Below are 26,988 nucleotides of genomic sequence, written 5' to 3'. Positions count from 1 at the left end.
AGCAGCAGTGCGAGACAGTAGCAATCCGGTGATGCGCGGAGTGGTCCGCGACAATCAGACCGCCGGCGGCTATGCGGGCTTCGGGACCGGCGCCGCCGGAGCCGGCCAGGCCGCCATGTTCAACCAGTACGGACAGCCGACCCAGCCGTATACCCCGGCCCCGCCCACGACACGGCAGTTGACGATCGACGATGTCGTCACCAAGACGGCGATCACGCTCGGCGTGCTCTCGATCTCGGCGATCGTGGCCTACTTCCTGTGCGCGTCCAACGAAGCCCTCGCCGGCCCGTTGGCCGGCGTGGGTGCGATCGTCGGCCTGATCCTGGTTCTCGTCGCGAGCTTCGGCCGCAAGCAGGACAATCCCGCCATCGTGCTCGCGTACGCGCTGTTCGAGGGGCTCTTCGTCGGCTCGATCTCGTATGTGTTCGGCAACTGGGTCATCGCCGACAGCGCCAACGCCGGTGCGCTCATCGGTCAGGCGGTGCTCGGTACCTTCGGCGTGTTCTTCGGCATGCTGGTCGTCTACAAGGTCGGCGCGATCCGCGTCACCCCGCGATTCACCCGCATGCTCTTCGCCGGTCTCATCGGTGTGATCGTGCTGATGGTCGGCAACCTGATCCTGGGCCTGTTCACCCACAGCGCGGGCATCCTGCGCGACGGTGGCCCGATCGCCATCATCTTCTCGTTGATCTGCATCGCGATCGCAGCGTTCAGCTTCCTCATCGATTTCGATGCCGCCGATCGGCTGATCCGGGCGGGTGCACCGTCGCGTGCCGCGTGGGGTGTGGCGCTCGGTCTGACCGTCACGCTGGTCTGGCTCTACGTCGAGATCCTGCGACTGCTGAGCTACTTCCAGTCCGACTAGTCACCAGAACGACAGAACCCCGCGTCCGGATTCCGGAGGCGGGGTTCTGTCGTTGATCGGGTCTGGTCAGCTCAGCCGCTCGAGCACCATCGCCATACCCTGTCCGCCGCCGACACACATCGACTCGATGCCGAAGGTCTTGTCGTGGGTCTGCAGGTTGTTGAGGAGGGTGGTGGTGATGCGTGCACCGGTCATGCCGAACGGATGCCCCAGCGCGATCGCCCCGCCGGATACATTCAGCTTGTCGTGGTCGATGCCGAGCACGTCGGCCGATCCGAGAACCTGCACTGCGAAGGCCTCGTTGATCTCCACCAGGTCGATGTCGGACAGTGCCATGCCCGAGACGGTGAGCACCTTGCGGATCGCCTCGATCGGGCCGAGGCCCATGATCTCCGGGGACAAGCCGGTCGCTGCGGTGGCGACGACACGTGCGAGCGGGGTCAGTCCGAGTTCTTTGGCCTTCGTGTCACTCATGATGACCAGCGCCGCGGCACCGTCGTTGAGTGGGCAGGCGTTACCGGCGGTGACGGTGCCGTCGGGACGGAACACCGGCTTGAGCTGGCTGATCTTCTCGTAGGTGGTGCCGGCGCGGGGACCGTCGTCGGTGCTGACGACCGTGCCGTCGGGGAGCGTGACCGGATCGATCTCACGCTCGAAGAAGCCCGCCTTGATGGCCTCCTCGGCACGGTTCTGACTGCGCACACCCCACCGGTCCTGATCCTCGCGGGAGATGCCGGTGTAGGACGCGACGTTCTCCGCGGTCTCGCCCATCGCGATGTAGACGTCGGGCAGGACGCCGTCCTCGCGCGGATCGTGCCACTGGGGAGCGCCGCCTTCGGCGGTCTTGGCGGTGCGGGCGATGGCCTCGTCGAAGAGTGGGTTCTTCGAATTCGGTGCCCCGTCGGCTGCCCCGGAGATCCCGAAGCTCGACACACTCTCCACCCCACCGGAGATGAACACGTCGCCCTCTCCGGACCGGATCGCATGCAGTGCCATCCGGGTGGTCTGCAGAGACGATGAGCAGTAGCGGTTCACGGTGACGCCGGGGATGTGGTCGTATCCGAGTTCGACAGCCAGAACGCGGCCGATGTTATAACCGCCCTGTCCACCGGGCTGGCCGATGCCCCAGTGGATGTCCTCGATGTCCTTCGGATCGAGTTCGGGGACCTTCGCGAGAGCGGCAGCGATCATCTGCCGGGACAACTCGTCCGGGCGGATGTCTTTGAGGGATCCCTTGGCGGCGCGGCCGATCGGGGAACGTGCATGGGCGACGATGACGGCTTCAGGCATGCGGCTCAGATTACGTCACAGCGCCGGGAGCCCTGTGCACGAGGTCCGTGACAACTCAGTCGACGTCGCGCACACGCCGCAGCAGGCGATCCATGAGTCTGCTCGACTTGACCGTCGGCGACACCTCGGGAAGCTGCGGGAGGGGAGCCGGTCCCCATTCCCCGATCGCGGCAAGCGTTTCCGGGAGCAGGATGTCGGCAGCCAACTCGTACCCGTCGGCAGAGGGATGGAAGCGGTCGACGGAGAACATGCGATCGGGGGATTGGCGGAAATGGTCGGAGAGCAGATCGGCCAGTGGCACCGGCCGCCCACCGGCCCCGCGGACCGCGGCCTTCTGCCGGGCGGCCAGTCGGGCGCCCCACAGCCGCAGGACGGTGCGCAGCGGCTGGGGGATCGCGGTGATGGCGCCGAGGTCCGGGCAGGTACCGACCACGACCTGGGCGTTGACGGCACGCAGCCGCCGCACCGCCTCGCCGAGTCGGGAGGCCGAGGCGCGGATCCCGTTGCGGGCGGTCACGTCGTTGGCGCCGATGAGGATGACCGCGATGTCGGGACGATGACCGGCGATCAGCATGGCGTCGATCTGGGCGCCCAGCCCCTTGGACGTGGCCCCGACGATCGCCTTGTTGCTGTAGCGCACCACATTGTCGGTGTCGACGGCGATGCGCCGTGCCAGCCGGGCGCCGGGCGTCTGGTCAGGGGTGTCGGCGCCGAGTCCGGCGGCCGTCGAATCCCCGAAGACCGCCAGATTCAATTCGACGACGTCGCGGTTCTCGCGGGTCACCCGATACGGCCCGCTGCCATCGGGGCGGTAGATGCCGTCGCCGTTGGGGGCGTTGTCGGTGCGGCGCGGGATGACCGTGCGAGCCTTCTGGGCCTGCCATACCAACAGGTTGTAGCCACCCCAGGTGATCCCCGCCGCAGCGGACGTCGCAGCCGCGGTGGCGCCCAGATCACGCAGGAGTCGGTGGTCGCTGGAGCGGGTACCGGACACGTCAGCCAGCTTAGTGGCACCACGAGTGGCCCCTGCCCCGATGTCGGTTTCCACGGCGCCGAGCGACTCTGGGACGATGGAGGCATGCGCATCGCCAATTCTGTCGTCGACCTGGTGGGCAACACGCCCCTGGTCAAGCTCAACTCGGTGGTCACTCCCGGTTCCGGGCTCGTCGCGGCCAAGGTCGAATACCTCAACCCAGGGGGCAGCAGCAAGGACCGGATCGCCCTGCGGATGATCGAGGCCGCCGAGAAGTCCGGTGAACTGCGCCCCGGCGGCACGATCGTCGAACCGACCTCCGGCAACACCGGCGTCGGTCTGGCGCTCGTCGCGCAGCGGCGCGGTTACAAGTGCGTGTTCGTGTGCCCGGACAAGGTCGGCGAGGACAAACGCAACGTCCTGCGCGCCTACGGTGCCGAGGTGGTGGTGTGCCCGACGGCCGTCGCGCCCGATCATCCCGACAGCTACTACAGCGTCTCCGACCGCCTCGTCCGCGAGATCGACGGCGCATGGAAGCCCAACCAGTACGCCAACCCGGCCGGACCGCAAAGTCACTACGAGACCACCGGACCGGAGATCTGGGCCGACACCGACGGCAAGGTGACCCACTTCGTCGCCGGTGTCGGAACCGGTGGAACGATCACCGGCACCGGCCGCTACCTCAAGGAGGTGTCCGGCGGCGCGGTGAAGGTGATCGGCGTCGATCCGGAGGGCTCGGTGTATTCCGGTGGAACCGGCCGGCCGTATCTCGTCGAGGGTGTCGGCGAGGATTTCTGGCCCGAGGCCTATGACCCCAGCGTGCCCGACGAGATCATCGCGGTCTCCGACGCCGACTCCTTCGACATGACGCGTCGGTTGGCCCGTGAGGAGGGACTGCTGGTCGGTGGGTCCTGCGGCATGGCCGTGGTGGCGGCACTGCAGGTGGCCGAGCGTGAGGGTCCCGACGCCGTCGTCGTCGTGTTGCTTCCCGACGGTGGCCGCGGCTACATGGCCAAGATCTTCAACGACGAGTGGATGAGCAGTTACGGATTCCTCCGCACGCCGCTGGACAGCACCAGGCCGGAGTCGCTCGTCGGCGACGTGTTGCGCGGCAAGACCGGGGCATTGCCGGATCTGGTGCACACGCATCCGTCGGAGACCCTGCGTGACGCCATCGAGATCCTGCGTGAATACGGCGTCTCCCAGATGCCGGTGGTCGGCGCCGAGCCTCCGGTAATGGCCGGTGAGGTGGCCGGTGCGGTCACCGAGCGGGATCTGCTCAGTGCCGTGTTCGAGGGGCGCGCCAGCCTCGCCGATCCGGTGTCGGCGCATATGGGAGAACCGTTCCCGCTCATCGGTTCGGGTGAGCCGGTGTCGGCGGCCACCAAGGCACTCTCGGATACCGACGCTCTCATGGTGGTCGAGGACGGCAAGCCGATCGGCGTCATCACCCGCCACGATCTCCTGTCCTTCGTCAGTACCCACCCCACCATCACCGCCGGTTAGTCCGGCGAGTCCACCAGCTCAGCGAGGAGGAGTTGCACGTGAGTGACAGTCAGCGTCGAGACACCGAGCGTCGCAGGGGGTTCGCCACCGATGCGATCCATGCCGGGTACGAGCCGAACCCGCTCAACGGCGCCGTCAACGTGCCGATCTACGCGAGTTCGACCTTCGCCCAGGACGGTGTGGGCGGCATGCGCGACGGATTCGAGTACGCCCGCACCGGAAATCCGACTCGTCGTGTCCTGGAGGCGAACCTGGCGGCCATCGAACGCGGCACGTACGGACGGGGTTTCGCCTCCGGTATGGCCGCCACCGACGCGCTGCTGCGGGCCTCGCTGCGTCCGGGCGATCACCTGGTCATCCCCAACGACGCCTATGGTGGCACCTTCCGCCTGATCGACAAGGTCTTCACCCAGTGGGGGATCGACTACTCCGTCGCGCCGGTGACCGACGTCGATGCGATCCGTTCGGCCATCACTCCCGCCACCAAGTTGGTGTGGGTGGAGACCCCCACCAACCCGTTGCTCAACGTCGGCGACATCGAGGAGATCGGAGCCGTCGCCCACGATGCCGGGGCGAAACTGGTGGTGGACAATACCTTTGCCACGCCGTACCTGCAGCAGCCGCTGACGCTGGGCGCCGACGTGGTACTGCATTCGACCACGAAGTACCTCGGCGGACACTCCGACGTGGTGGGCGGGGCGCTCATCACCGATGACGCCGAACTCGACGAGAAGATCGCCTTCCTGCAGAACGGCGCGGGCGCAGTTCCCGGACCGTTCGACGCCTATCTGACGATGCGCGGCGTCAAGACCCTGGCGGTCCGGATGGAAAAGCATTGCGACAACGCCGAAGCCGTCGTGGACTTCCTGTCGAACCACGATCGCATCGAGCGGGTGCTCTATCCCGGACTGCCGATGCACCCCGGCTATGAGGTCGCGGCCAAGCAGATGAAGCGATTCGGCGGCATGGTGTCGGTCCTGGTGAACGGCGACGTCGACGACGCGAAGAAGTTCTGCGCGCGGACCGAGGTGTTCACCCTCGCCGAATCCCTCGGCGGCATCGAATCACTCATCGAGCATCCGGGCGCGATGACCCATGCCTCGACGGCCGGGTCGTTGCTGGAGGTTCCGTCGAATCTGGTGCGGCTGTCGGTGGGTATCGAGGACATCGACGACATCATCGCCGATCTCGAGCAGGCCCTGAAGTAAGCCGCCGCGAGACACCTGCACAGGTAACCGGCGATGTTGCTCACCCCGACCGACATCAGTGCGGCCGCAACCGCGCTGAGCGGTGTCATGCGGCGGACACCGATGGTGGCCTCGCGGGTGCTCTCCGAACGGGTCGGCGCCGACGTCTGGATCAAATGCGAGAACCTGCAGCGCACCGGCTCGTTCAAGCCGCGCGGCGCCTACTACCGGATCTCGCGACTGTCGGAGTCACAACGACGCCGGGGTGTCGTCGCGGCCAGCGCCGGTAACCACGCCCAGGGGGTGGCGTGGTCGGCGGCCCGACTCGGCATCGCCGCCCGGGTGTACATGCCGGTGGGTGCGGCCCTGCCCAAGGTCGTCGCCACCCGTGCCTATGGCGCCCAGGTCGAGTTGGCGGGAGCGACCGTCGACGAATCCCTCACGTACGCACAGGAATACGCTGACCGCACCGGCGCGGTCCTGATCCATCCGTTTGATCATCGCGACATCGTGCTCGGGCAGGCCGGCGTGGGCGTCGAGATCCTCGAACAACTCCCCGACGTCACCACGGTCGTGGTGCCGCTCGGCGGCGGCGGTCTGCTCGCGGGGGTGGCTGCCGCGATCAAGCCCGACCATCCGGGGATCCGGATCGTCGGGGTACAAGCGCGTTCGGCCGCTGCCTGGCCGGAATCACTGCGCGCCGGTCATCCGGTGGCGGCGCGGGAGATGTCCACGATGGCCGACGGTATCGCGGTCGCGCTGCCGGGCGAGGTGCCGTTCGCCCACATCCGGGAACTCGTCGACGACGTCGTCACCGTCAGCGAGGAATCGCTGGCGACGGCACTGCTGTTGATGCTCGAGCGGGCGAAGCTGCTCGTCGAACCCGCCGGCGCGGCCGCGGTGGCGGCATTGATGGACGGCGCACTCGGGGACGTGTCGGGGCAGGTGTGTGTGGTGGCATCCGGCGGCAACATCGATCCGCTGGTGCTGAGCCACGTCACCACCACCGGTCTGAGCGCGGCAGGTCGATTTCTGACGATCACCGCGTCGGTACCCGATCGGCCCGGCGGGTTGATCTCACTGCTGGAACTGCTCCGTGAGCAGGGCGCCAGCGTCGTCGACGTGGTGCACTCGAGGGTCGCCGAAGGGCTGTCGCTGGGCGAGGTCCAGGTGACCGTCAGCGCCGAGACCCGCGGCCCCGACCATCAGGTCGCCGTGCGTGCGGCGCTGTCGCAGGCCGGGTTCGTCCGCTGACGTGCGGTGCCCGGCACTGCGTGCCCAGACCTGGTGCTCGGGCCTGCGGTGCTCAGGCCTGGTGCTCAGCCCTGCGGTGACAGATGCGCGAAGTGGCGCAGGGTATCGGCCTCGATGGTGCGGAACACCGGTGTCGACGCGGGATTGGAGAACGCGTTGAGGGCTCGCGAGGACGGCCCGAGTTCCAACGCAAAGGTCCACACCAGTCGTGAGCCGACTGCGGCCGGCGTGATCTCGGTGTACTCGCCGAAGCGTCGCAACCCCGGGACATTGACCGATTCCACCCGAAAAGCGTTGTGGTACTTAGTGGTCTCCGGATCCTCGGTCCAATCGAAGAAGTACTCGTTGAGGGTGAGATATCCCGGGGCGAGCACCGCCCGCCGCGTGGTGCCGACGCCGTAGGGGGCCGGTGAGGTGAAGTGGATCGACTTGATGGGCTTGCACCAGTCCAGCGTGTTCTGCCGGGTCAGCTCCGCCCACGCCCGTGCGGGCGTCACCGGGATGTTCACATCGATGCGAAACCGGATCGGGGCGGTGTCGAAGAAGTCGAGTTCGAACGGTTCGAGGTCGTAGCTGCGCGCCATGACACGACAGTAGTCATGACGAGGTTCTCGACGAAGCAGATTGCGGTGACGGTGTGCCGTCGTCCACTACCCTGGCGGGGTGGGGCCGGAGCAACAGACGATCATCGGGCTACTGGGTCCGGTGGCGGTCATCACCGTGGCCGGACCCGAGAGTGGTGCGCTGCCGGAGGATTCCGCGATCACGGTGGTGCCCGGCATCCGCGCCAAACGCCTGCTGACCTCGCTGGCACTGGCCGGCGGCCGGACCCGGTCGGCCGAGCGACTCATCGACGATGTGTGGGGCGATACCCCGCCGCGGTCACCGGCGTCGGCGCTGCACACCCAGATCTCGCGGCTGCGAGGCCTGCTCGGTGCCGCGCACATCGAGGCATCCGGCACCGGATACCGACTGGTGGGATGCCGGACCGATCTCGATGTGGTGATGGCCTGCGCGTCTGATGAGGATGCGACGTCGCTCGCGGATGCGATGGGCTGGTTCCGGGGTACGGCCGGCGACGATCTCGGAGCGGAGGGTTCCGATCTGATCGGGCAGCTGCGGACTCGTGCCACCGAGGTCGCCGACGCCATCGATCGTCGGCGCGGTGGTGTCGCGATGGCCCGGGGGAATTTCGATCTGGCGCGATCGATCGCCGAGAAGCGTTGCCGGAACGACGTCCTCGACGAATCTGCGCATCTGGATCTGATGCGCGCGCTGGCGGCCATGGGGCGGGGCGCCGACGCGATCTCGGTGTACGCCCGACTACGGCGGGCGCTCGCGGCCGAACTCGGCGTCGACCCGGGTCCGCAGATCTCGGCGTTGCATGACGAACTGCTCGCCGGCGCTGCACCCGACGGCCTCACCCCGGCCGGTGGCACCGCGAGTCCGCGGCGTGGCCGCTCATCCGGGTTATTCTCCGAGACAACAGGTCTGATCGGTCGTGCCCGCGACGTCGAGGCGATCGACGCACTGCTGGGGACGCACCGGTTGGTGACGGTGCAGGGTCCCGGTGGCGTCGGCAAGACGCGGGTGGCCAACCGGGTGGGGCATCGGCGCGTCGGCGCCGGCGACAGCGTGCACTTCGTGCCGTTGGCGCCGATTCGCAACGAGGACGATGTCGTCCCGGCCATCGCGGCCGCACTCGGCGTCGGCGAGGCCGAGTTGACCGGCAGCGGCCGTCCCCGACGGGCCGTCGGCGACCTGCAGGAGCGGTTGCTCGACGCGCTGCGGGGCCGGCGGGTCCTGCTGATCCTGGACAACTGTGAGCAGGTCATCGACCGTTGCGCCCACCTCGTCGCTGATCTTCTCGCCGCCGATCCGACGCTACGGGTTCTGGTCACGAGTCGTTCACCGTTGATGCTGCCGGCCGAGCAGATCTACCTGCTACCGGTGCTCGACGTCGAGGGTGGCGGTGCGGCAATGGAATTGTTCGTGACGCGCGCGGTCGCGGTCCGGCCGGGCGCCGACCTGGATCCCGCAGCGGTGGCCGAACTCTGCCGTCACCTCGACGGCTTGCCGTTGGCCATCGAACTGGCCGCCGCGCGGATCCGGACGATGACGGTGGACGAGATCGCCGGCCGGCTGGCCGAGCGGTTCGCGTTGTTGCGCGGAGCCGATCGCAGCGCACCGGACCGGCACCGCACGTTGTACGCCGTGATCGACTGGAGTTGGGATCTGCTCGACGACGACGCCCGGGCCGCTCTGCGTCGTCTGTGTCGGTTCCCGGCGGGGTTCACCACCGATGCGGCCGAGATCGTCACCGGCTTCCGGGGAGTCCGCCTCGACGACGCGCTGGCGTCGTTGGTGAACCAGTCGCTGTTGACCGTCGCTGAGGAGGGCGGTCATGTGCGGTATCGCATGCTGGAGATGGTGCGCGAATTCGGTGAGGGCAAACTCGCTTCCGACGCCGGCGAATCCGAGGGCGTCCAGGCCGGGATGCGCCGCTGGGCGCGGTCGCTGGCCGCTGACGTGATGGCGTCGTACGAGGACGGCGTGGACGAGGAGTTGATCGGCGCCGTGGCGGCCGATGCGGAGAATCTCGTCTGGGTGCTCCGCGTCTGCGTTGACGTGCTCGATACCTCGCCGCCCGATCCTGCCCTGCAATCCGACCCGGCTCTGCAGTCCGATCCCGTGCAGTCCGGTGCCACGCCCGATGCCGACCGCGCGGTCGACACCGTGGTCGTCAACACCGTGGTCACGGTGTTTCCGGTCCTCGCCGGCTTCTGGATGGCGCGAGGTCTGCACGCGGAGGTGATGAACTGGGGCGGAAGGCTTCTCGGTGTGCTACCGCCTCCGCCTGTGCTGGTCGACGATACCGCGGTGCGCCGGGCCTGGCAGGCCACCCTGCTGATGTCGATGGCGCACCGGGTGCTCCAGCACGATCTGCGCGCACTGGCCACCGGCCGCTACTTTCTGCGGAGGCTGTTCCGAAGGGATCTGACCTATCGGTCGACGACGGATCTCGTCACCGCATGTGTGCTCAGCCGCACCCCGATCGCGGCGCTGCGCCACATCGTGCGGGCAACCCTCTCGCCGGATGCCTCGGTCTCGATCGCCGCGCTGTCGGCGCGAATGAACCTGCGGGAGAACCTCGGTCAACTCGACGGGGCACTCGCCGACGCGCTGAGGCTCCATGCGGTGGCCGCCTCGCGGGATGTCTGGCTGTCCGGAATGGCGCAGGTGCGGATCGCGAGTATCCATGGCCAGCAGGCACACTGGCGAACCGCCGTCGACTGCTATCGGGTGGGCGTGGTCGACCTCATCCGGCTCGGGGCGTACGAGGACGAGATCCAGGCCCGCGTCCACCTGGTGATCACCCTGGTGGCTCTGGGTGAATTGGACGATGCGGCAACGGAGTTGGCGATCCTGTCGGAGGGATGGACGCCCGCCGATCCCGACCCTCAGGCCAATCCGGAGATGGCCGCGGGAATTCTGTTGTCGCACGCGGAGTACGAGCTCGCCCGCGGCGAGGTGGACGTGGCCGGTGACCTCTACCGGCGCGCCTTGGCGGTGCTGCGCCGAGATTATCCGATCAGTGCCGGTGATCCGAGTGTGGCCATGGTGGTGGCGATGGCCCAGGTGGGACTGATGCGATGCGGGCGGGCGAAGCAGGCGCGGGAGTTCGTCCCGATGATCGTCGAGGGGATGATCTCGACCTACACCGGGGGATGGTTCGACGTGCCGCAGGCGGGGAGCATCGTCCTCGCCGCCGGCTACGTGCTCCTCGACGATCCGCGCACCCACGACGACGGGGTACGGCTGCTGATGCTGTCGCGGCAGATGGGGGCGCGCCGTGACAGCCTCGGACTCTACCTCGTCGATCGCGACATGCGTGAGCTGTCAGAGGTGGATTCTCTCCGGTGGGACAACGACATTCGTGACGTCGAGCGGATACGACGACGCCAGGCGGCCGCGGAGGTGCGGTCCATCCTGGCGTCGTACAGCGATGCGGATCAGGCGTTACGCATATAGGCGCGCACCGCGAGCGGGGCGAAGATCACGGTGATGACCAACGCGCCCAGCAGGGCCCACACGACGTGGATGGTCGCCTGTCCATTGGCGGTCAGATCACGAACCGCGGTGACCAGGTGACTCACCGGGTTGGCGTTGACGAATCCCTGCAACCACCCCGGCATGGTGCTCACCGGGACGAAGGCATTGGACATGAAGGTCAGGGGGAACATAATGAGCAGCGAAATGCCCTGCACTGCTGAGGCCTTACTCATCAGGCAGCCCATCAGGGCGAAGATCCAGGACACCGCGAAGCTGCAGATCATGACGAGCAGGGCCGAGGCGATCGCGCCGAGCGCGTCCGGACGCCAACCCAGGATGATGCCCATCACGATGGTCAGCGTGCTGGCGATCAGGTAGCGGATCACGTCGGCGAGCAACGCCCCCGACAGGGGAGAGATCCGCGCGATCGGGAGCGAGCGGAATCTGTCGAACACGCCCTTGTCCATGTCCTCGCGGAGTTGGGTGCCGGTGACGATCGACGTCATGATCACGGTCTGCACCATGATGCCCGGAATGATCACCGGCAGGTAGGCGTGGACATTGCCACTGATCGCCCCGCCGAAGATGTAGGTGAACATCAAGGTGAAGACGATCGGCTGGATCGTCACGTCGAAGAGTTGCTCGGGGTTGTGGCGGATCTTGAGCACGCCGCGGTAGGCCATCGTGAATGACTGACGGATCGCCTCGACGAGGCTGACCGAGCGTTTGGCCTAGCCACGGACGTCGCGGGTGGTGATGGCCTGGGGAACGGATGTGGGTGCGACGGTGGTGGTCATGCCTGATTCTCCTCGTTCGCATCGTGATCGGAGGCGCCTTCGTTCTCGGCGGGTTTGCCGGTGAGGGTGAGGAACACCTCGTCGAGGCTGGGTTTCTGGACGGTGATCTCGTCGACGCTGATGCCGTCGGCGCGCATCGCGATGAGGACATCGGGAACGAGGTCGGGGCGGTGCAGCGATGCCGAGACCCGACCGGCCTCCGCCGAGAGAGCGGCCGGTTCACCGAGAACGCGTTCGACGATCTCGGCCACCCGCGGCGCCGCGGTGCGATCGGCGGGCCTCAGCTGCAGGGTGGCCGAGCCGACCGAGTTCTTCAGTGCGTCGGCGGTGTCGTCGGCGATGACGCGACCGTGATCGATGACCGCGATGCGGTCGGCGAGTTGATCGGCCTCGTCGAGGTACTGGGTGGTCAGCAGCACCGTGGAGCCACCGGCGACGAGGTTGCGGATGGTGTCCCACATCTGTGCCCGGGTCCGTGGGTCCAGGCCGGTGGTGGGTTCGTCGAGGAACAGCAGGGGAGGAGTGTCGATGAGGCTGGCGGCGAGGTCGAGTCGTCGTCGCATGCCGCCGGAGAAGTCCTTGAGCGGACGGTCGGCGGCCTCGGAGAGGGAGAACTCTTCGAGGAGTTCGGCGGCGCGTGCCTTGGATGCCTTGCGGGACAATCCGAGGAGTCGGGCGAAGACGACCAGGTTCTGGGTCGCGGTCAGGTCCTCGTCGACAGACGCGTACTGCCCGGTGACGCCGACGAGCGACCGCACCGCGACCGCGTCGGCGACGACGTCGAAACCGAAGACCTTGGCGGTGCCGGCGTCCGGTTTGAGCAATGTGGCCAGCATGCTGACGGTGGTGGTCTTCCCGGCGCCGTTGGGGCCGAGGACGCCGTACACCGATCCGGTGGGGACGACGAGATCGACGCCGTCGACGGCGCGGTTCGATCCGAATGTCTTGACCAGCCCGTGGGCCTCGATGGCGAGGTCGGTCCCGAAGGTCCCGTCACTCACCCGGGCCGGGCCGGCAGTGGTTGCTGATGTCATGTCAACCACTATGAACCGTGCCGCTGTCGTCGTCCTTACGTTGGCTTACGCGCGCTGACAAACGGTGTAATCGCGGTGCCCGGCAGGTCAGCGCAGGTCAGGCGGCGGTCGGCAGCGGGCTGGTCGGCAGGTCGGCGCCGTAGCGGATGACAGACCCGACCGTTCCCAGTCGTCGTTCGACGGTCAGGATCGCCGCGGCGAGTTGTTCGGGGTCGTCGACATCGGCGACCAAGGCGACCGTGTGGCCGTTGTTGCCGAGCATGTACGGGACGACGTCGGAGTAACTGGCGCTCACGATGGCCACCGGGACATCCGCGTCGAACAGGACGTCGGCGTAGCCGCGGACTGCGGGATCGTCGGTGAGGACGATCATCGGGATCTCGGGGGTGTGCTTGTGAATCCGCATCGGGGTCTCCTTTCGTTACGGGACCGATAAGTCCGATGAGTCCACCATGAACCCGCAGGTTGATGGTGATCTGGACCACGCCTGTGGGTTGGCTGTGTGCGGGTGGCGGGCCTGTGGAATTTGCCGGCTGGGGTCGGGCGAATCGGCCTTACGCTGCCCGGCATGGGACGACGACACCACACCACACCGAAGAAGAACCGAGGCCGTCATGCTGGCCGTGACACCGACCGACGGCGCCACGCCGCCGACCACTGCGACGTACGGCGCGTGCCGTGGGCGGTGACGTCGGTCGCCGAGATACAGGCCCGGCTGGCCGGCGCGCACGACGAACTGGGCGAGGAGTGGTACTCCTACCTGCTCCCGTTGGAACGACGGATGTCGTCGGTGGAGGCGATGCTCGAAGACCTCGACGAGTCGGAGTTCGGGGCGCGCGACGATCAGGAACGGCTGATCGGAGAACTCGGCGACATCGTCGAGATGATTCGCCTGGCGTCCTTGCGCGCGGTCCACTCGGTCAATGCGGTCGACACTCTCGAGCGCATCATCCCGATCTGGGTGCCCGAGCAGGTGATCACGTGTCTCGGTGAGGCACCCCGAGGTGAGCCCGGCGTGGACACGGCCGTGGCGGAACTCGGGCCGGCGGGCCTGCTGCTCTTCGAGAAGTCGCCGCTGCGCTTTCGCGAGATCCTGCCCGCCGACGCTCCGGAGATGCCCGAGGTCGACGTCGACGGAATCCTGTGGTGGACGAAGGAGAAGGCACCCGTGGTGGTGCTCGCGCCGCTCACCCGCAGTCGTGACCTGGACTGGATTCGCGGTGAGGGATGGAAGAAGTCCGTGCTCGTCGAGGCCACCTGTTTCGACGTGCCGTTGGCGGCACGGCGTCGCCTCAAGGGTGGCGACGCCTCGATCGCGGAGCTGATCCAGAGGATTGGAAAAGCATTGCAGGACAACGTCATCTCGGTGCGCTCCGATGGCGATTCCGATGCTCTCGGCGACAATGCGACGACACCGCCGCTCCGGCTGCTCGACGTGGCGTGAGGGTACTGCGCAGCCCACTCGGCGAGGGGTGCGACACGACGTGGGAGCTGCGGGCGAACGAGACGCGCGGGCGCTTTGTTCTACAACGAAGCACATGTCGGAAGTGGGGATCCGTGCCCTGAAACAGAACGCGTCCGCGGTGGTGGCCGAGGCTGCTGCGGGTGAGACCGTCACCATCACCGACCGCGGCCGGCCGGTGGCACAGACGACGGCGATCCCCGCACGGTTCTCGATGTCCCCGATCTGGTGGTCGGCAGCGCAGGCTGTCCTGTGTGACCGTGTCCATAGGTCCCGTCCGTGCCATATCGGCCAAATCGGACACAAGCCGCGTAACGTCATGAGTGCGGTCGATTCGATCGGACGCTATCAAATAGCTCCGAGTGGTGGCTCATTCGGTCGAATGATCGCGTGGTCGGTTCTGTCGGACCTCCTGAGCAGTGTGTGACGCCAGGCGGAGCCGACTTCCGGGCGCCGCACTGAGATGGAGGAACTCATCATGACCGATCCCCAGAATCCCGTTCAGCCCCAGCAGGGTTCGGAGCCGTATGTGCCCGCGCCCCAGAATGGTGTGCCGCAGGGTGGTATGGCCCAGTACGGCGCACCCCAGTACGGCGCACCCCAGTACGGCGCACCCCAGTACGGGGCGCCCCAGTACGGTGCGCCCCAGCAGCCGATGCCCGTGCCCCGGAAGCGGAAGCGGAAGTGGCCGTGGATCGTTGGTGCGCTGGTGGTGCTGTTCATCATCATTGTCGCGGCGGTGGCGGCGGGCGGGTCGGACGACTCCGCGTCGTCGGGCACCTCGGGCGGTGCGGGGACCGCCACCGAAGAAAACGGTGACCAGGCCGCCGGTCTGAACACGCCGGTGCGTGACGGCAAGTTCGAATTCGTCGTCACCGGCGTCGAGAAGGGGCTGGCCAGTGTGGGCGACAATCCGTATCTGACCGAGCAGGCGCAGGGGCAGTTCGTGGTGGTGACCATGACGGTCAAGAACATCTCCGATCAGGCCTACGGGTTCTCGCCGTCGGATCAGAAGTTGTTCGACAGTCAGGGTCGTAGCTTCGAGCCGAGTACGGCGGCGCAGATCGCGCTCGGCGGATCGGATATCCCCGTGTGGGACAACATCAATCCCGGCAACACGGTGACCGCAAAGGTGGTCTACGACATGCCCAAGGATGCCGTGCCGGCGAGTATCGAACTGCACGACTCCGCGTTCTCGGGCGGGGTGACGGTCAATCTGGCCTGAGCGATGCTGTCGTCGATGGCCTTCCATTCATGATGGATGGGAGGCCATCGGGCTTGTGCCGGTGACCTTCGCTTCGTGTACGACGATGACTACCGCTCACTCGCCGACGCGACGCTATCTCGCTGTCGATGCGGCTGTCCATTGCAGAGCACCGCAGGCGAGTGGTGTTGCCGGGTTTCAACGGGTTCATCACCGACAATGCCGCTGCCCGCGAGGCGATCGCGCGTCGATTCGGCGTCGCCGCCGGGAATGCTTTCGCGATCCTCAAGCGCACCGGGGAACGCGCAGCGGGGTTCGGGCGAGGTCGACGGCGCGCCGAGATCGACGCGGAGATCGACGGCGGCGGATCGTGGAGGACGCGGTGTGCGTCGCTGGGCGGGTGTCAACGAGTGAGATCCAGTGCGTCGACCGTGATGGTGGCCAGTTCTCGTTCGCCCAGGGCATTTGGGTGGACCGGGACGATCTGTTGATCGGAGACCAGGGGTTCGACCCACCGGCCGCCCACCGGTTGGCAACTGTCGTGACCGATTGACGGGGTCGCGGCATCGATGTAGGTGACACCGGTCTGCTGTGCGGCCCGCTGGATCGAATCATTGAGTGCCGCGTGGATTCCGTGGGTGTAGGCGACGTCTCCGGTGGCGACGGGGAAGGCCGGGCAGGGTTGGTATCGAGCGGGCATGATCCACGGATAGCCGATCACCGCGACGCGTGCCCCCGGGGCCCTGGCGCGGACGGCGGCCATCGCGCGGACCAACTTCGGGTAGGTGTCGGTGGTGATCTGCGCAATGATGCTGTCGCCGTAGGTGTTTGCGCACGGCGATCCCTGGCCGCCGGTGGTCGCCGCTGCGGCGACGCACTTGGCGACGGTCTCGGCGAAGACCATGCCGTCGTTGCCGCCGATCATGAAGGTCACCAGGTCGGCGTCCGGGGTGACCGCATCGAGTTGCGGTCTCAGGCCCGGATATTGGGCGGCGAAGAAATCGTCGGTCTTCGCGCCGCCGCAACTCACGTCGGTGAGGTGATATCCGAACTGGCGGGCGATGAGGTGAGCGTAATTGGCCTCGGACTGCGCGCACAGGGGCGACGTACCCGGGGCGGTGGGCATCACGCCTGCCCCGGAGGAGTAACTGTCGCCGATGTTGACGTAGGCGACCGATGCCGGGGCGGGTGTGGCGGAGGCAGAACCGGCGCCGGCGATCGCGGCCGCGAACCACGCGGATACGACGAGGACCCCCGCTCTGCGCGCGTATGCGAGCAGACTCATACCCCATGTGTAACACGTTCTAGTTTTGCGTGGGACCGATTGGGCATCGGGGCCCACTACGCGACGATCGCGGCCGCCCGGGTGGGGCGACCGCGATCGAGGGCTCGTCGATCAGATCAGCTGTGGTACGGCTCCGCCTTGACCAGGGTCACCTTGACGGTGGCTCCGCTGGGCACGGTGTACTCACGGGTTTCGCCGACCTTGGCGTCGATCAGTGCCGCGCCGAGCGGGGAGCTCGGCGAGTAGGTCTCCAGCGAACCGCCATTGGCGCCGCCCTCTTCGCGGGTGGCGATCAGGAAGGTCTCCGAATCGGACTCGTCGCCGTCGTAGTAGACGGTCACGACCGAACCGGGCAGTGCCACACCCGACTGGGTGGGTGCCTCGCCGACCTTGGCGTTGTTGAGCAGCTCCTGCAGTTGCCGGATGCGCGCTTCTTGCTGGCCCTGCTCCTCGCGGGCCGCGTGGTAACCGCCGTTCTCCTTGAGATCGCCCTCTTCGCGACGCTCGTTGATCTCGGCGGCAATGACCGGACGATTGGCGATCAGGGAGTCCAACTCGTCCTTGAGACGGTCATGCGACTCCTGGGTCAGCCAGGTCACCTGGGTGTCGGTCATCGGTCACTCCTTTGTGTTGTCCGCGCCCCGAGCGTTGGTTTCAACCGGGACATATGGACTGCGGTAGAACTTGTCGGGAACTCTGTCGTCCGCTCTAAATGCAGCAACACGACCCCTCGCGGAGCCGTGTTTCAGTACAGGATAGCAGTGATTGCCATGAGGCGCACATCACGTGTCGGCGGAATGAACCCGTTCCAACGCCTCGGCATACGACGGTTCGGCACGTTTGAGCCAGCCGACCACCAGGTAGGTGATGGGCATGACGACCACCTCGACGAGGGTCTTCCAGACGAATCCGACCGCGGTGTAGTTGATGAAGTCGCCCCAGGTGGAGATGCCGAGGGCGGACGCGGCGACCGAACAGAAGACCAGGGTGTCGGCGAACTCGCCGACGACCGTCGAGCCGATCAGCCGGGCCCACAGGCGACGCTCGCCGGCGCGTTCCTTCATCTTCACCAGCACAAAGGAATTGAGGAATTCACCGGCCAGATATCCGAGCAATCCGGCGAGCAGGAATTGGGGGACCACGCCGGCGACGGTTTCGAAGGAGTCCTGGCCGGAATAGAACGGCGCGGCGGGCAGGTGAATCGTCAGCCAGAAGCAGGCGGAGGCGATCAGCAGGACGACGAATCCGGCCAGGATGACCCGGCGCATGGCGCGGAATCCGTAGACCTCGCTGATGACGTCGCCGAGCACGTAGGCGAGCGGGAAAAGGAAGAACGCGCCGTCGGTGACGAGGCCGTTGAGATGGATCGGACCGGCGTCGAGATGCAGCCACTGGTCGAACAGCAGCACGCCCTTGGTGCCGGTGATGTTGCTGATCAGCATCACCCCGACGAACAGGGCGGTCAGCATCGGCAGGTACGGGCTCGAGACGGTGGCGAAGATCGCCCGGGATTCGCGCGGTTCTGTCTGGGTCACCGGTATGCGTCCTGTCACTGAGTTGCGCGTCACTGGGGTGATTCGGTGAGGTACGCGGGCACATCGGTGGTGCACCCGAACACCTCGCCGATCACCGGCGGTTCCGACGTCGACACGTTGACGCGGTGGCCTTCTTGCACCTCACCCGGGCCGATCAGGACTTCGCGGCGACCGGTCTCCGAGCCGTCCTTGGATCGGGCGCGCACCACGCAGGCGACCGGGCGTGACGGATCGGCGCGGTTGACGGTGAACTGCACGGCCACCGTCGAGGGGTCGAGGATCTCGTAGCCGGTGGCCGATCCGGAGACATCGGGGTCGGCGAACTTCTGGTAGCCGATGACCGCAAGGACGACGCCGGTGATGACGACGAGGGCCGACAATCCGAGGAACCAGAGCCGACGACTCGACGCCGATTGTGTGACGGGGTAGGTCGCCCGCGGCCCACTGTGGGGGCGATCATGCAGGTCGGGGTCCGATGGGCGGCCCCCGTCTGAACTGTTCACGCGTCAATACCTACCATGAGAGGAGTAACGACCCGAAGGCGAGGAACTGTGCCCGAGACCCACACCGCCGGACCCGACGTATCGTCGCCGTCGGTTCCCTCGACATCTGGGGCGCGTGGCGGATTCCGTCTGATGGCCGTGCATGCGCACCCCGATGACGAATCGAGCAAGGGGGCGGGTACCTCCGCCAAGTACGCCGCTGAGGGCAATGAGGTCCTCATCGTCACCCTCACCGGCGGTGAACGCGGCGACATCCTGAACCCGGCGATGGATCGCCCGGGGGTCAAGGAACGGATGAGCGAGGTCCGCAAGGAGGAGATGGCCAAGGCCGCGGCGGCGCTCGGCGTCGAGCAGATGTGGCTCGGGTTCGTCGACTCCGGGCTTCCCGAGGGCGATCCGCTGCCGCCGCTCCCCGAGGGTTCGTTTGCGACGCTGCCGCTGGAGGTGCCCACCGAGGCGCTGGTCAAGGTGGTCCGGGAGTTCCGACCGCACGTGATGATCACCTACGACGAGCACGGCGGATATCCGCATCCCGACCACATCATGTGCCACAAGGTGTCGGTCGCCGCCTTCGAGGCCGCCGGCGACCCCGAGGCCTATCCGGGAACCGGTGAACCGTGGACGGTGTCGAAGCTGTATTACACGCACGGCTTCATCCGGGATCGGATGGTGCTGTTCTCCGAGGAGTTCGAGCGGCACGGCCAGGAAAGCCCCTTCAAGGAGTGGCTGAGCAAATGGGACCCGAGTCGCGGCGACCTGATGGGGCGGGTGACCACCCAGGTCGAATGCGGCAAGTACTTCCCGCAGCGTGACGACGCGCTGCGCGCCCATGCCACGCAGATCGATCCGAACGGAATGTTCTTCGCGGTGCCCCTCGAATGGCAGCAACGACTGTGGCCGACCGAGGAATTCGAACTCGCCCAGACGCGGGTGACCACCTCGATCCCGGAGAACGACCTGTTCACCGGCGTCGACGCGACCAGTGAGGTGCCGCGATGACCTCCGCGCTCTACACGACGATCTTGGCCGCGCAGGAACAGCCGCAGGGCCCTGAGTTCGGCAAGGCGTCCCCACTCGGCCTGCTCATCATCATCCTGCTGCTCGTCGGCACGGCGCTGCTGATCTGGTCGATGAACCGCCAGCTCAAGAAGCTTCCCAAGACCTTCGACACCGATCACCCCGAGGCCGATCAGGCCTTCGACGAGGGAACCGATTTCGACGGCGGCAGCGGGCCCGGGTCGGTGGTGGCGCGCGGTGCGGCCGGCGAGCAGGTCGGCACCGAGCAGGTGGTCCCCGGAAAAGTCGTGACCGACAAGGGAATCGGGCGCTCGTCGGAGTCCTGAACGTCTCGCGTGACGCGTTGCCAGTCCTCGGTGCAGATGAGTATCGTGTAGTCGGGCAGCGAAGCGGCGAGGCCGTCGTCGAAGGTGGCGAGCATCCTCCAGGCCTGCATCCTCCAGGCCCGCGGACACGTCGTCGGAGGTGATGCGCGGGCCAAGACCGACGAAGGGGGAAACCGGACACCGGATCGATTCCGATGCCCAACGGCTCATCGAGTTGCACGAGTCCGCGCGCCGTGAGTTCGGCCGGTGCGTCATATCTGCATCACGTGTGATGCAGCAGGTCACGGCGACCAGGCGATGATTGCGGTGCCACCCGTGCCACGCTGGAGTCATGGCCAACCTGCTCGCCGCGTCCACGAGTCCCTATCTGCGCCAGCATGCGCAGAACCCGGTGCACTGGCACGAATGGGGTGACGCCGCGCTCGACGAGGCGCGCCGTCGTGATGTGCCGGTGCTGCTGTCGGTGGGTTACGCCGCCTGCCACTGGTGTCACGTGATGGCGCATGAGTCCTTCGAGGACGACGCCACCGCCGAGCAGATGAACGCCGACTTCGTGTGCGTGAAGGTGGACCGGGAGGAACGTCCCGACATCGACGCGATCTACATGAACGCCACCGTCGCGATGACCGGCCAGGGTGGCTGGCCGATGACGTGCTTCCTGTTGCCCTCGGGGGAGCCGTTCTATTGCGGCACCTACTTTCCGTCGACACCGCGATCGGGGATGCCGTCGTTTCAGCAGCTGCTCACGGCGATCACGCAGGCCTGGACCGAACGTCGCGAGGAGGTTCGAGATGTCGGGGCCAAGATCCGTGATCACCTGACTGCCAACGCATCCGCTCTGCCCGCAGCGGCCGTTCCGGTCGACGATCGGTTGCTGGAGCACGCGGTCACCAGCGCGCTCGGCGACGAGGACCGCGACTCGGGCGGATTCGGTGGCGCGCCCAAGTTCCCGCCGTCGGCCCTGCTGGAGGGGCTGATCCGCCACAGCGAACGCACGGGGGTGCCCGACGCCGCCGACGCCGCGCGTCGCACATGTGAGGTGATGGCGCGAGGCGGCATCTATGATCAGCTCGGTGGCGGCTTCGCCCGGTACGCCGTCGACAACGACTGGGTGATTCCGCATTTCGAGAAGATGCTCTACGACAATGCGCAACTGCTGCGGGTCTATGCGCATCTCGCGCGCATCGACGGTGATGCGTTCTCGCTGCGGGTGACCGGTGAGATCGTCGAGTTTCTCGTCCGGGAACTCCGGGTGCCAGGGGGCTTTGCCTCCGCCCTCGACGCCGACGCCGACGGAACCGAGGGCTCGACATACGTGTGGACGCCCGCCCAGTTAATCGAGGCCCTCGGCGAGGCCGATGGGCGTTGGGCGGCAGACCTTTTCGGAGTGACCGCGGCGGGCACCTTCGAGCACGGTACGTCGACGCTGCAACTGCGGATCGATCCCGACGATGCGCGACGCTACGCCGCGATCCGGCGTCGCTTGCTGGAGGTGCGCGCCGGTCGGCCACAACCCGAGCGTGACGACAAGGTGGTCACCGGCTGGAATGCTCTGGCGATCACTGCGCTCGTCGAGGCCGGCGCGGGACTGGGCCGCCCCGATTGGGTTGATCTGGCCGCCGAGGTGGCACGCGAGGTGGTCGACGGCCACATCGTCGACGGGGTGCTGCACCGCTCATCGCTGGGTGGTCGGGTCGGCGCTCCGATCGCCGCACTGGACGATCATGCCGCGCTGGTCACGGCGCTGCTCGCGTTATACCAGGTGACCGGCGAGAAGCAGTGGTACGACACCGCATTCGCTCTTCTCGAGGTCACGATCGGCACGTTCGCCGACCCGGCGGAACCTGGCAGTTTCTACGACGCGGCCGCCGACGACCTGATCGCCCGCCCACGCGATCCGATCGACGGTGCCACACCGTCGGGTACCTCGTTGATGGCGGAAGCGCTGCTCGTCGCGTCGACACTCGCCTCGGTCGATGCGGCATCACGCTACTCCGAACTTCTCGATGCCACGCTGGCCCGGGGTGCGGTGGTGCTGGCGAAACTGGCTCGCTCGGGCGGTCATTGGCTGGCCGTCGCACAGGCCGTGGTGGCCGGTCCGCTGCAGATCGGGGTGTCCGAGGCGCAGGGGAGTGCGGGGGAGTTGGCCGCGCGTGCTCGTGCGGTCGCTCCCGGCGGGACGACAATTGTTGCCGGGACACACGATTCGAGCCCGTTGCTGGCCGGTCGTGGGACGGTCGGAGGTTTCGATGCCGCGTACGTGTGCCGCGGGACGGTGTGTGATCTTCCTATCACCGGTCTCGATGATCTGACCGCGGAGTCCTTCCGGCAGCCGTGAACGACGAGGGTCTCATGCGCGCGGTGTGACCTGCAGGTCGACGTGCGCGCCGACGGTGGAATCGAGTGCCGCCATGCACATCTGGTGGTTCTCCGACGGTGTGATGGTGCCGTCGACGAGGGAGGCAACGGTGGTGGCCCGAACGAAAGCCACCCAACCCGCGAATCCTGCTTCGGCGAGTTCCCGCCTGTGGCCAGTCGCGTCGGCCGCGTCGAGGAACGAGGACCACAGTGCGGACATGTCCCTGTCGATGGGACCCCGTACGGCGGGATCCGCGGATACCGAACTGCGGTTGGCGATCAGGACCAACGGGAGATGGGCCGCGTAGAAGTCGAGATAGGCGCTCAGGGCGAGATCGATCCGGTCACGGACGGTAGATTGCGATGCAAAGAGGTTTCGAGATATGGCTGACGACGTTCGGGCTGGTCGTTGCCGGCATCGGGTTGGCCCATCTGTTCTTCGGTCAGATGACCTATATCGGAGGAGGTTCGGTCAACGCGACCATGGATTCGGACCTGAGATTCTTCAACGTCCTGTTCACCGCGTACGGCCTGGCGTTTGTTTGGGCGGCACGTGACGTGCGAGCGCGCGGACGGCTGGTCGACCTGCTGGGCCTGCTCTTTTTCATCGGCGGGCTCGGGCGTCTGCTCGCCTGGATCGCCAGTGGAGCACCCAGTGCGTTCTACATGATCATGGTCCCCGTCGAACTGGCCGTTCCGATCGTCAACTGGGTGGTGCTGCGGTCGATTCAGAAGTCGCCACGGCCTCGGTCACGTAAGCCGGCTGAGCGAATCGAGGCCGTCCTCGTATCCCAGAACTGCTGCCACGCCCCGAACTTCGGGGTCGAACGGATCGGTGCCGAATCCGACGACGGTGCGCTGCGACGGGGTGATCACGCCGGCGGCTGCCAGCACCGCGGCGACCGCCGGTGTGGCGTTCTGCGGATCCTCCGGCACCGGTGCGAGCACCAGTGTCCGCGCATTCGGTTCCGCCAGATCCGCATTGGTGATCGACAGGACGCCGCCGTCGACATAGGTGGCGTCGCCGATGGTCACCGCGGGCCACAGGCCGGGTACCGCGCAACTCGCGGTGATGGCGTCGACGAGGTTCACCCCATCGGCGGCGGTGAACACCACGCGGCGGCCATCGGCGCGCATCGCGGTGACGGCCAAGGAACTCGGCCAGGTGTCGTCGGTCAGACGGGACTCGATGGCGGCGCGGCGTGCGTCCGGTTCGACGCCCGCCATCGATCGGGACAACTCGACGAATCTGGCGACCTTGCCGTCGTCGGAGTCGGTGGAGGTGGAGATCTCGACGAAGGATGTCAGGGTGGTGACCACATCGGCCGTCGGAGTCAGTTCGGCGGATCGGCGTGAGCGGCGCACCATGGTGTCGAATTGTGTGGTGGCCGAACCGGATTGCAGAATCGCCGCAGCGGTTGCCGAACCGGCCGAGGTTCCGATGACGCGGGCGGCGTCGGTGAGGCGGAACCCGCCGCTTTCCTCCAGCGCGGCGAGAACCCCGGTGAGCCAGCCGATGCCGGCCAGCCCGCCACCGCCGAGGACGACGGTGGTCGGCGAGATCGACGGCACCATCAGATCGCCGACGGCGAGGCCCACTGGCCGGCCGGAAGCAGTTCGGACAGTCGCCGGTCTCCCTCGGTGTCGGCGAGCAGTGCCGATCCGGCGGGGCGCAGGTCGATGCTGGCGCCCTGGGCGATGGGCCAGTGCAGGAATCGGCAGATGAACGACCGGGAGAAGTGTCCGTGCGACACGATGATCACGTCGCGGGACTCCCACATCTCCTCGACGTGGGCGACGGCGGCGTCGACACGTCGGGTCATCTGCTCCACCGATTCGCCGCCGGGCGCGCCCGTCGTCCAGATCGTCCAGTCCGGATCGTGCTCGGCCTGAATCTGAATCCGGGTGAGCCCCTCGTACTGTCCGTAGTCCCACTCGGCGAACAACTCGCTGGTCTCGTCGACTCTCAGTCCCGCCAACTCGGCGGTGCGTTGGGCGCGACGTCGCGGGGAGGCCATCACGAGCGGTTCGACGAGGCCGATACGGTCGGCGATTCCCCGCAGGCTCGTCGCATCCTGCTCACCCCGTGGCGTGAGATTGATGTCGGTCCGGCCGGTGTGCCGGTCGGTCAGCGACCACTCGGTCTGGCCATGACGGATGAGCAGGACGCGACGACGGATACGTTCGGTGGACACGCTCGTCAGCGTAGTCGCACCGGACGTGTCGCGGCGGGAACCCGACGGCCTATGCGGCGGGGCTCAGGCCTGCAGGGCGTCGGCGAAACGCCCGATCATCCAGTCGATCTCGTCGTGGGTGATCACGATCGGCGGGGCGAAACGGATGGTCGAACCGTGGGTGTCCTTGGCGAGGACGCCGAAGTCGGCCAACCGCAGGCAGATCTCCTTGCCGGTGCCGAGCGCCGGGTCGATATCGACGCCCGCCCACAGTCCCTTGCCGCGCACGGCGTGCACGCCCTTGCCGATGAACTCGCGCAGCCGGGTGTGCATGTACTCGCCGAGTTCGGCGGCGCGGGCCTGCCAGGTGCCCTCGGCCAGCATGCGGACGACGGTGTGGCCGACGGCGGCGGCCAGGGGATTGCCGCCGAAGGTCGAGCCGTGCTGTCCTGGATGGAGCACGCCCAGCACGTCGGTGTTGGCGACCACCGCCGACACCGGCAGGATGCCGCCACCGAGGGCCTTGCCGAGGGTGTAGACGTCGGGCACCACATCCCAGTGCTGGCAGGCGAAGGTCTTGCCGGTCCGGCCGAGGCCGGACTGGATCTCGTCGGCCATCATCAGCACGTCGTTGTCGGTGCAGAGTCGACGCACGGTGGGCAGGTAATCGTCCGGCGGCACGATGATGCCGGCCTCACCCTGGATGGGTTCGACGAGCACGGCGGCGGTGCGCTCGGTGATCGCGTCGGCCAGCGCGGTGGCGTCGCCGTAGGGCACGCGTACGAAACCCGGTGTGAAGGGCCCGAATCCGCCGCGGGCATCCTCGTCGTCACTGAAGCTGATGATGCTGATGGTGCGGCCGTGGAAGTTGCCGCCGGCGACGATGATCTCGGCCTGCCCGTCGGGCACCCCCTTCACGTCGTAGCCCCACTTGCGGGCCACCTTGAGCGCCGACTCGACGGCCTCGGCGCCGGTGTTCATCGGCAGCACCATGTCCTTGCCGCACAGGGTGGCCAGCGCGGCGCAGAACGGCTCGAGCTGATCGGACTGGAAGGCGCGGCTCGTCAACGTCACCCGACCGAGCTGTTCCATGGCGGCGGCGGTGATCTCGGGATTGCGGTGCCCGAAGTTCACCGCCGAGTACGCGCCCAGGCAGTCGAGGTAGCGGCGTCCGTCGACGTCGCTGATCCACGCGCCCTCGGCGGTCGCCGCGGTCACCGGAAGTGGTGAATAGTTGTGGGCCACATGGGGTTCTGCCGTCGCAGAGTGCATCGTTGCCTCCCTCGCATCCGTTCCGGCCGCCGGCGAACCGGTGTCGGCGAGCCGCACCTCCAGTGTGCAACACTTCACACCGCCGCCGCCCTTGAGCAGCTCGGACAGATCCAGGGGGATCGGGTGGTATCCGGCGTCGCGCAGCAATCCGGCCAGGTGTGGTGCGGCGTCGGTCATCACCACGTGATGTCCGTCCGACACGAGGTTCAGGCCGAGTACCTCGGCATCGGCGGCCGAGGCGATGATGGCGTCGGGGAACAGCTCCTCGAGCAGGTGCCGCGACGATTCGGAGAATGCGGCGGGGTAGTAGGCCACGGAGTTCTCGTCGAGCACGCCGAGCGCGGTGTCGAGGTGGTAGTAGCGCGGGTCGACGAGATCTAGGGTGATCACCGGCAGCCCGGTGAGGGCGGCGATCTCGGCGTGGGTGTCGGGATGCGTGCGGAAACCGGTGCCTGCGAGGATGCGTTCACCGACGACGAGGAAGTCACCCTCACCCTCCTGGACACCATTGGTGCGGTGCACCTCGGTCAGGCCGGCGGTCTGGAACCACGCGGCGTAATGATCGGCTTCGGCCGCGCGTTCGGGGAAGGTGAAGCGGGCCGCGATGGCACAGCCGTCGACGACGAGACCGCCGTTGGCGGCGTAGACCATGTCGGGCAGCCCCGGCTGCGGATCGACCAGATGCACGGTGTGACCCAGCGCCTCATAAGTGCTGCGAAGCGTGTTCCATTGGGCGAGTGCGAGTTCGGTGTTCACCGGGATGCTCGGATTCATCCATGGATTGATCGCATAGCTGACCGTGTAGTGGGCCGGCGGGGTCATGGCGTAGGTCCGGGTGCGCGCGGACCGGATCGAGGGCGCGGAGCAGTAAAGCGTCGTCAGCGTCATAAAAC

General features: G+C 67.1%; 25 protein-coding genes and 2 pseudogenes. 13 read left to right on the top strand and 14 right to left on the bottom strand.

Features of this window, described 5'->3' with window-relative positions:
• Positions 1-7: 7 nt before the first annotated feature.
• The gene (locus ACWETB_RS10480; RefSeq protein WP_449743573.1) at positions 8-865 is read left to right on the top strand and encodes a Bax inhibitor-1/YccA family protein; all 858 of its coding nucleotides are present in this window, start codon (positions 8-10) and stop codon (positions 863-865) included.
• Between the two features lie 66 nt (positions 866-931).
• Here the strand turns inward: ACWETB_RS10480 and ACWETB_RS10475 are convergent, their stop codons facing one another.
• Positions 932-2,155 carry an acetyl-CoA C-acetyltransferase gene (locus ACWETB_RS10475; protein WP_449743574.1) on the bottom strand — a complete coding sequence of 408 codons (1,224 nt, stop codon included), beginning with the start codon at positions 2,153-2,155 and terminating at the stop codon, positions 932-934.
• Positions 2,156-2,210: 55 nt separating this feature from the next.
• Positions 2,211-3,149, bottom strand: coding sequence for an SGNH/GDSL hydrolase family protein (locus ACWETB_RS10470; RefSeq protein ID WP_452210972.1), 939 nt, complete (start codon positions 3,147-3,149; stop codon positions 2,211-2,213).
• A gap of 84 nt (positions 3,150-3,233) precedes the next feature.
• Between ACWETB_RS10470 and ACWETB_RS10465 the strand changes: the two genes are divergently transcribed.
• From ACWETB_RS10465 to ilvA, 3 genes are read left to right on the top strand one after another with little or no spacing between them, the layout of a single operon-like run.
• Positions 3,234-4,634, top strand: coding sequence for a cystathionine beta-synthase (locus tag ACWETB_RS10465; protein ID WP_452210970.1), 1,401 nt, complete (start codon positions 3,234-3,236; stop codon positions 4,632-4,634).
• 38 nt (positions 4,635-4,672) lie between these two features.
• Positions 4,673-5,842 (top strand): cystathionine gamma-synthase, encoded by a 1,170-nt coding sequence (locus ACWETB_RS10460; protein WP_452210968.1) that lies wholly within the window; start codon positions 4,673-4,675, stop codon positions 5,840-5,842.
• Between the two features lie 33 nt (positions 5,843-5,875).
• Positions 5,876-7,075, top strand: coding sequence for a threonine ammonia-lyase (ilvA, locus tag ACWETB_RS10455; RefSeq protein ID WP_452210966.1), 1,200 nt, complete (start codon positions 5,876-5,878; stop codon positions 7,073-7,075).
• A gap of 65 nt (positions 7,076-7,140) precedes the next feature.
• On the opposite strand, the gene ACWETB_RS10450 is transcribed toward ilvA, so the two are convergent.
• Positions 7,141-7,659, bottom strand: coding sequence for an SRPBCC family protein (locus ACWETB_RS10450; RefSeq protein ID WP_449743579.1), 519 nt, complete (start codon positions 7,657-7,659; stop codon positions 7,141-7,143).
• Positions 7,660-7,738: 79 nt separating this feature from the next.
• Between ACWETB_RS10450 and ACWETB_RS10445 the strand changes: the two genes are divergently transcribed.
• A complete protein-coding gene (locus ACWETB_RS10445; RefSeq protein ID WP_452210963.1) occupies positions 7,739-11,107 on the top strand; it encodes a BTAD domain-containing putative transcriptional regulator in 3,369 nt (1,122 codons plus the stop codon).
• Here the strand turns inward: ACWETB_RS10445 and ACWETB_RS10440 are convergent.
• The 3 genes and pseudogenes from ACWETB_RS10440 to ACWETB_RS10430 all read right to left on the bottom strand — a co-directional run bounded on the left by ACWETB_RS10440 (position 11,089) and on the right by ACWETB_RS10430 (position 13,365).
• Positions 11,089-11,925, bottom strand: a pseudogene (locus tag ACWETB_RS10440) (ABC transporter permease). The gene ACWETB_RS10445 and the pseudogene ACWETB_RS10440 sit on opposite strands and share 19 nt — an antisense overlap.
• Positions 11,922-12,959, bottom strand: a complete 1,038-nt coding sequence (locus ACWETB_RS10435) for an ATP-binding cassette domain-containing protein (RefSeq protein WP_449743582.1) — start codon at positions 12,957-12,959, stop codon at positions 11,922-11,924. The pseudogene ACWETB_RS10440 and the gene ACWETB_RS10435 overlap by 4 nt, the downstream one beginning before the upstream one ends.
• Positions 12,960-13,056: 97 nt before the next feature.
• Positions 13,057-13,365, bottom strand: a complete 309-nt coding sequence (locus ACWETB_RS10430; RefSeq protein WP_449743583.1) for a hypothetical protein — start codon at positions 13,363-13,365, stop codon at positions 13,057-13,059.
• Between the two features lie 162 nt (positions 13,366-13,527).
• Here ACWETB_RS10430 and ACWETB_RS10425 point away from each other — a divergent pair, with 162 nt between their 5' ends.
• The 4 genes from ACWETB_RS10425 (at position 13,528) to ACWETB_RS10410 (ending at position 16,116) form a co-directional block, all read left to right on the top strand.
• On the top strand, positions 13,528-14,403 hold the full coding sequence (locus tag ACWETB_RS10425) for a hypothetical protein (RefSeq protein WP_452210960.1): 876 nt from the start codon (positions 13,528-13,530) through the stop codon (positions 14,401-14,403).
• Positions 14,336-14,848 carry a type II toxin-antitoxin system Phd/YefM family antitoxin gene (locus tag ACWETB_RS10420; protein ID WP_452210958.1) on the top strand — a complete coding sequence of 171 codons (513 nt, stop codon included), beginning with the start codon at positions 14,336-14,338 and terminating at the stop codon, positions 14,846-14,848. The genes ACWETB_RS10425 and ACWETB_RS10420 overlap by 68 nt, the downstream gene beginning before the upstream one ends.
• Positions 14,849-14,899: 51 nt before the next feature.
• Complete coding sequence (locus ACWETB_RS10415) at positions 14,900-15,646, top strand: DUF4352 domain-containing protein (RefSeq protein ID WP_452210956.1); 747 nt, start codon at positions 14,900-14,902, stop codon at positions 15,644-15,646.
• A gap of 116 nt (positions 15,647-15,762) precedes the next feature.
• On the top strand, positions 15,763-16,116 hold the full coding sequence (locus tag ACWETB_RS10410) for a HipA N-terminal domain-containing protein (protein ID WP_452210996.1): 354 nt from the start codon (positions 15,763-15,765) through the stop codon (positions 16,114-16,116).
• On the opposite strand, the gene ACWETB_RS10405 is transcribed toward ACWETB_RS10410, so the two are convergent.
• From ACWETB_RS10405 to ACWETB_RS10390, 4 genes are all read right to left on the bottom strand, one after another.
• A complete protein-coding gene (locus ACWETB_RS10405) occupies positions 16,029-16,910 on the bottom strand; it encodes an SGNH/GDSL hydrolase family protein (RefSeq protein ID WP_449743587.1) in 882 nt (293 codons plus the stop codon). The genes ACWETB_RS10410 and ACWETB_RS10405 overlap by 88 nt on opposite strands.
• 116 nt (positions 16,911-17,026) lie before the next feature.
• The gene (gene greA, locus ACWETB_RS10400) at positions 17,027-17,524 is read right to left on the bottom strand and encodes a transcription elongation factor GreA (protein WP_348802738.1); all 498 of its coding nucleotides are present in this window, start codon (positions 17,522-17,524) and stop codon (positions 17,027-17,029) included.
• A 168-nt stretch (positions 17,525-17,692) separates the two neighbouring features.
• Positions 17,693-18,445: a queuosine precursor transporter gene (locus tag ACWETB_RS10395; RefSeq protein WP_449743588.1), complete on the bottom strand. Its 753-nt coding sequence runs from the start codon at positions 18,443-18,445 to the stop codon at positions 17,693-17,695.
• 29 nt (positions 18,446-18,474) lie between these two features.
• Positions 18,475-18,948 carry a DUF4307 domain-containing protein gene (locus ACWETB_RS10390; protein WP_452210954.1) on the bottom strand — a complete coding sequence of 158 codons (474 nt, stop codon included), beginning with the start codon at positions 18,946-18,948 and terminating at the stop codon, positions 18,475-18,477.
• 132 nt (positions 18,949-19,080) lie between these two features.
• Between ACWETB_RS10390 and mca the strand changes: the two genes are divergently transcribed.
• The 3 genes from mca (at position 19,081) to ACWETB_RS10375 (ending at position 22,629) form a co-directional block, all read left to right on the top strand.
• A complete protein-coding gene (mca, locus tag ACWETB_RS10385) occupies positions 19,081-19,947 on the top strand; it encodes a mycothiol conjugate amidase Mca (protein WP_452210994.1) in 867 nt (288 codons plus the stop codon).
• A complete protein-coding gene (locus tag ACWETB_RS10380) occupies positions 19,944-20,291 on the top strand; it encodes a hypothetical protein (RefSeq protein WP_449743590.1) in 348 nt (115 codons plus the stop codon). Before mca ends, ACWETB_RS10380 begins: the two co-directional genes overlap by 4 nt.
• A gap of 331 nt (positions 20,292-20,622) precedes the next feature.
• Positions 20,623-22,629, top strand: coding sequence for a thioredoxin domain-containing protein (locus tag ACWETB_RS10375; RefSeq protein ID WP_449743591.1), 2,007 nt, complete (start codon positions 20,623-20,625; stop codon positions 22,627-22,629).
• A gap of 12 nt (positions 22,630-22,641) precedes the next feature.
• Here ACWETB_RS10375 and ACWETB_RS10370 read toward each other — a convergent pair whose 3' ends face one another.
• A complete protein-coding gene (locus ACWETB_RS10370) occupies positions 22,642-22,869 on the bottom strand; it encodes a hypothetical protein (RefSeq protein WP_449743592.1) in 228 nt (75 codons plus the stop codon).
• A gap of 143 nt (positions 22,870-23,012) precedes the next feature.
• Between ACWETB_RS10370 and ACWETB_RS10365 the strand changes: the two are divergent.
• Positions 23,013-23,354 (top strand): annotated as a pseudogene (locus tag ACWETB_RS10365) (DUF4345 domain-containing protein); the annotation flags it as partial.
• A gap of 45 nt (positions 23,355-23,399) precedes the next feature.
• Here the strand turns inward: ACWETB_RS10365 and ACWETB_RS10360 are convergent.
• The 3 genes from ACWETB_RS10360 to rocD all read right to left on the bottom strand — a co-directional run bounded on the left by ACWETB_RS10360 (position 23,400) and on the right by rocD (position 26,983).
• Positions 23,400-24,248 (bottom strand): patatin-like phospholipase family protein, encoded by an 849-nt coding sequence (locus tag ACWETB_RS10360; RefSeq protein WP_449743593.1) that lies wholly within the window; start codon positions 24,246-24,248, stop codon positions 23,400-23,402.
• Positions 24,224-24,844 carry a histidine phosphatase family protein gene (locus ACWETB_RS10355; RefSeq protein WP_449743594.1) on the bottom strand — a complete coding sequence of 207 codons (621 nt, stop codon included), beginning with the start codon at positions 24,842-24,844 and terminating at the stop codon, positions 24,224-24,226. The genes ACWETB_RS10360 and ACWETB_RS10355 overlap by 25 nt, the downstream gene beginning before the upstream one ends.
• Before the next feature lie 63 nt (positions 24,845-24,907).
• On the bottom strand, positions 24,908-26,983 hold the full coding sequence (rocD, locus tag ACWETB_RS10350; protein WP_449743595.1) for an ornithine--oxo-acid transaminase: 2,076 nt from the start codon (positions 26,981-26,983) through the stop codon (positions 24,908-24,910).
• Positions 26,984-26,988: the final 5 nt, after the last annotated feature.

The sequence above is a fragment of the Gordonia sp. NPDC003950 genome (genome assembly GCF_053605205.1).
Note: the sequence above shows the minus strand (reverse complement) of the source record. Positions and strands in the feature narration are given on the sequence as shown.

Coding starts and splice junctions, on each gene's coding strand:
- ACWETB_RS10475 (WP_449743574.1), bottom strand. CDS start 2,155: ATGCCTGAAGCCGTCATCGTCGCCCATGCACGTTCCCCGATCGGCCGC.
- ACWETB_RS10465 (WP_452210970.1), top strand. CDS start 3,234: ATGCGCATCGCCAATTCTGTCGTCGACCTGGTGGGCAACACGCCCCTG.
- ilvA (WP_452210966.1), top strand. CDS start 5,876: ATGTTGCTCACCCCGACCGACATCAGTGCGGCCGCAACCGCGCTGAGC.
- ACWETB_RS10450 (WP_449743579.1), bottom strand. CDS start 7,659: ATGGCGCGCAGCTACGACCTCGAACCGTTCGAACTCGACTTCTTCGAC.
- ACWETB_RS10435 (WP_449743582.1), bottom strand. CDS start 12,959: ATGACATCAGCAACCACTGCCGGCCCGGCCCGGGTGAGTGACGGGACC.
- ACWETB_RS10430 (WP_449743583.1), bottom strand. CDS start 13,365: ATGCGGATTCACAAGCACACCCCCGAGATCCCGATGATCGTCCTCACC.
- ACWETB_RS10425 (WP_452210960.1), top strand. CDS start 13,528: ATGGGACGACGACACCACACCACACCGAAGAAGAACCGAGGCCGTCAT.
- ACWETB_RS10420 (WP_452210958.1), top strand. CDS start 14,336: ATGGCGATTCCGATGCTCTCGGCGACAATGCGACGACACCGCCGCTCC.
- ACWETB_RS10415 (WP_452210956.1), top strand. CDS start 14,900: ATGACCGATCCCCAGAATCCCGTTCAGCCCCAGCAGGGTTCGGAGCCG.
- ACWETB_RS10405 (WP_449743587.1), bottom strand. CDS start 16,910: ATGAGTCTGCTCGCATACGCGCGCAGAGCGGGGGTCCTCGTCGTATCC.
- greA (WP_348802738.1), bottom strand. CDS start 17,524: ATGACCGACACCCAGGTGACCTGGCTGACCCAGGAGTCGCATGACCGT.
- mca (WP_452210994.1), top strand. CDS start 19,081: ATGGCCGTGCATGCGCACCCCGATGACGAATCGAGCAAGGGGGCGGGT.
- ACWETB_RS10380 (WP_449743590.1), top strand. CDS start 19,944: ATGACCTCCGCGCTCTACACGACGATCTTGGCCGCGCAGGAACAGCCG.
- ACWETB_RS10375 (WP_449743591.1), top strand. CDS start 20,623: ATGGCCAACCTGCTCGCCGCGTCCACGAGTCCCTATCTGCGCCAGCAT.
- ACWETB_RS10370 (WP_449743592.1), bottom strand. CDS start 22,869: ATGTCCGCACTGTGGTCCTCGTTCCTCGACGCGGCCGACGCGACTGGC.
- rocD (WP_449743595.1), bottom strand. CDS start 26,983: ATGACGCTGACGACGCTTTACTGCTCCGCGCCCTCGATCCGGTCCGCG.